Annotated in this window: 3 protein-coding genes and 1 pseudogene; all 4 read right to left on the reverse strand. The window is 50.8% G+C overall.

Translation table 11 applies throughout. The features are described 5' to 3' along the window. Positions 1-91 precede the first annotated feature (91 nt). Positions 92-820 (reverse strand): annotated as a pseudogene (locus XdyCFBP7245_RS23235) (XVIPCD domain-containing protein); the annotation flags it as partial. A gap of 81 nt (positions 821-901) precedes the next feature. Continuing rightward, positions 902-1,552 (reverse strand): hypothetical protein, encoded by a 651-nt coding sequence (locus XdyCFBP7245_RS23240; protein ID WP_104617696.1) that lies wholly within the window; start codon positions 1,550-1,552, stop codon positions 902-904. A gap of 9 nt (positions 1,553-1,561) precedes the next feature. Further along, positions 1,562-1,933 carry a hypothetical protein gene (locus XdyCFBP7245_RS23245; RefSeq protein WP_146091733.1) on the reverse strand — a complete coding sequence of 124 codons (372 nt, stop codon included), beginning with the start codon at positions 1,931-1,933 and terminating at the stop codon, positions 1,562-1,564. A 16-nt stretch (positions 1,934-1,949) separates the two neighbouring features. Next, entirely contained in the window at positions 1,950-2,480 is a 531-nt protein-coding gene (locus tag XdyCFBP7245_RS23250) for a hypothetical protein (RefSeq protein ID WP_104617698.1), read from the reverse strand. Between the last annotated feature and the right edge of the window lie 724 nt (positions 2,481-3,204).

A 3,204-nucleotide genomic window follows, 5' to 3' on the forward strand; every position in this document is an offset into this window, starting at 1 on the left:
CGCATCAGGCACTGAAGATGATGACGCCTGACCAAGCCTATGCCGCTACATTAACCACCTGACCTGTGCAGAAACCGATGGGTCATTACACCTGGATATACGCCCTGAGTTCATCGGTGTAATCGTGAACAGGTCCTCTTATCTTCGATTGCTTATCAACTTGTGCTAGAAAAAGTGCGGTCGCCTGCTGCTTGGAAGAATGATTGAAACTATGTTGTATCTCATGGCCCAATACGAAAGTCATATCCTGCGGATTGAATCTTCCGGATGGACTTGCAGCTGAGAAGGACTGCAATCCAACGGGTGGCAAATTCATCAATTTTCGATTGCCATCGTATGTTTCACCAGCAGCCACACCTGGGCCGACAAAATCGAAGCCCTCAAGATTTGCTCTTTGCGGCTTTTGTGTGTCCGTTAAATCAATAGTGGTGGCAGCCCTCTTCAACTCATCCGCAAGAGCAGGAGAGCCATTGATAGTCGCTTGCAGATTGTTGACCATGTCTTGAGTGACTGGCTGCCTGTTCCCCGCTGCATCTGGATAGGTACTGTGTGCAAACGCAACGGACATCTGCTGCACCTGCAACGTAGCTTTCAGGTCTTGGCTTGCCACCATGCCAGTTGGTTGAAGGCTCGATGCCGGAAGAGTGATGACGCCACTTTGGATATCGTAAGTTCCAGCTAAATTGGGCGGACTACTGCTTGAAGCCTGTACAGCAAAGCCACGCAGTGCCCCGGCTTGGGCCTGCTTATCCACCTGACTCAACAAGTCGGCATCTGCCTTGAGCGCGTCACGTAGTTGCGCAGCCTGATCAGGACTTATACCCGGCTGAGCGGAGAACTGGGAGAGCGCGGCTTCGAGTTGAGGGCTGTGACGTGCCATTAGAGGTTTCTCCTTAGCGTCTTACCGGCCATTCAAGGTGCTGATGGATTTAACGCATAACTGATTTGGAGAACTCTCAGAAGCACTCAGTGGAACGATAGAAACAATGATATCTCCGCCCTTACCGTCCTTCGCGAACTTTGCATAGCGCCAGTTCTCAAGTTGACCGATCGGCCCGTATGTGGGTGATGCAATAAATCCGGAGCTTTTCAGCACACTGTCGTAATGCTCAAAATCCAAGCTGCAAATGACTTCCATGTCAGACCTGCGATTTGCGTCGTTTTCGAATGAAAGGCCGACGCCCGGTAACAGTGATTTAGATTCAGGAACGTAGTCAAACGCGTACTTCCACCCAGCACCCAGATCTTTACTCCATACAACGGCACCGAGCGCACCAGGTGCGACAGTGACTGGGAAGCCCATGACATCTTGAATGCGCTGTGGTGTTATGTCAGCACGTGAATCCAAGCTAGTAATCAGCTTTAAGAACCGCTTGCCGATCTCTTCAGCGCTTAGGTTAATTTTGTCGGCCGTGACGGTCTCCGGCGAGGTCATGTCAGCGTGCTCCTTCGCAAGCGGCTTGAGGGGTTGGGATGCTGTATGAGTGCAAGCGCCCAATGCAGGCACAAGGAGTGCGGTTAGGAAGAGCAGGGCGACTCGGGAGAAGCGCATCAGCGGATCCTAAGAGATGAATTGTTGAGCATAGAAGGCTGGGTAAGGATTAGCTACCAAGCCGGCATGAAGTCCTCGCAGTGGCAAACTCATGATCCTGTTGCTGCCGCCGTAAGTACCTTCAGCCGCTACACCAAGCCTTAGGAAGCCAAAGTCCTCAAACTGTGCTCTCCCCTGGCTATACGGGTACGATTGATCGATCTGAGCCGCAGACTTTTTGAGCTCGTTGGCTAAAAACGGTGAGGCATTGATGGTTGACCGCCGATTGCCTGTCATATCTTTTGCAAGCGCACCACGCAACTGGGCAACTTGATACTGGCTTACACCAGAACCAGCAAACTGGGCTAACGCCGCTTCAAGTTGTGGATTTGGAGTTGCCACCAGCATCCATCCTTGATTAATTCAATGTACCAATTGATTTGATGCAGAGCCTACCAGGCGAACCAGGTATCTCGTTCTGTGGAATGATCGATATAATAATATCGTTCCCACTCTTGTCCTTCGCAAATTTGGAAAGCCGCCAACTTTGCAATTGACCTATTTCACCGTGTACGGGCGAATCGATGAACCCGGCGTTTATCAGCGAATTCTTGTACTTCTCAAAATTAACGCAATTGCTTTCTAGGCTGGAATAGTCATCACCTTCGTTAATGAAGGATAGGCTTATTCCCTGCTTCAGAGAGGGAGACTCGGGGATGAGTTCTAATGAGTAGCTCCAGCCACTGCCAAGCGCCTGGCCATATATATATGACTCAAGATTTTCGGAAGGGAAGGAAACTTTTCTTAGAGACACCCCGGTGACTTCGCGTACCCGCTCAACGGTCAGATCTTTTCTGGATTGCAAACCTTCTAGCAACTTCAAAAACTTTTCAGCGATCTCAAAAGCGCTAAGCGTGGGATTGACCATTGAGATCTCAGGCGTCGTCATTGCGCGTGGCTCTTCTGGAAGTCGCGAGGTTGGATTGATAGTCGTATGCGCGCATGCACATAGCGAGCATATGCAGAGGACGAAGAATGAGACTAGCGCAACTTTGGTAGGCCTCATCAGCAATTCGTCCATACGGGCTAGTGATCATACTTTAGCAACTTGGCAGTGCCATCAGCTATCTCGCGTATCTAGTTCCTACTCATGAAATAGATGCCTTTGGACGACATGATTTATCGAGTTATCGACGTGGAGTATGGAACTTGGAAAATGCCGACAAGGTGTGATCAGCATGAAGTTGATCTCGCGATGCGCTTGAGTTGCCAAACAGAGACGCTGTCGCCCAGGCAACCGCTTCACAACGTCCCGCAGAATGTTTGTGCGCCGCACACATCTGCTCCTATTTATGACCAAGCATCTTCGTCACAAAAAAGGCGGGAGATTGGCTCTCTTGGCTGACTCGCTCCGGGGCAGGTACAGCAACGTTAGTGATGCTAACTCTCGCTGTCAACACATACTTTCTCCGAAATCGCATCGCTCACTCCAACGTCTATGCGCGCCACAGTGAAAGAAATGGGCAATTCACTGCGTGGCTGTCTTCGCCCACACTTCGCGCTCGCGCCGCTGCGCTGACTCTAGGGAACCTCTGAACAAAGCACGGCAGATGCGCGACACTACTCGCCTCGTGTTGAGGAATCATCCATGCAACTGACGTTCGGCGACGCTG

It is taken from the genome of Xanthomonas dyei, from assembly GCF_002939865.1.
GTDB lineage: Bacteria > Pseudomonadota > Gammaproteobacteria > Xanthomonadales > Xanthomonadaceae > Xanthomonas > Xanthomonas dyei.

Excerpts from the sequence above, each read along its gene's own strand:
- XdyCFBP7245_RS23240 (WP_104617696.1), bottom strand. The coding sequence starts at position 1,552 with ATGCGCTTCTCCCGAGTCGCCCTGCTCTTCCTAACCGCACTCCTTGTG.
- XdyCFBP7245_RS23250 (WP_104617698.1), bottom strand. The coding sequence starts at position 2,480 with ATGACGACGCCTGAGATCTCAATGGTCAATCCCACGCTTAGCGCTTTT.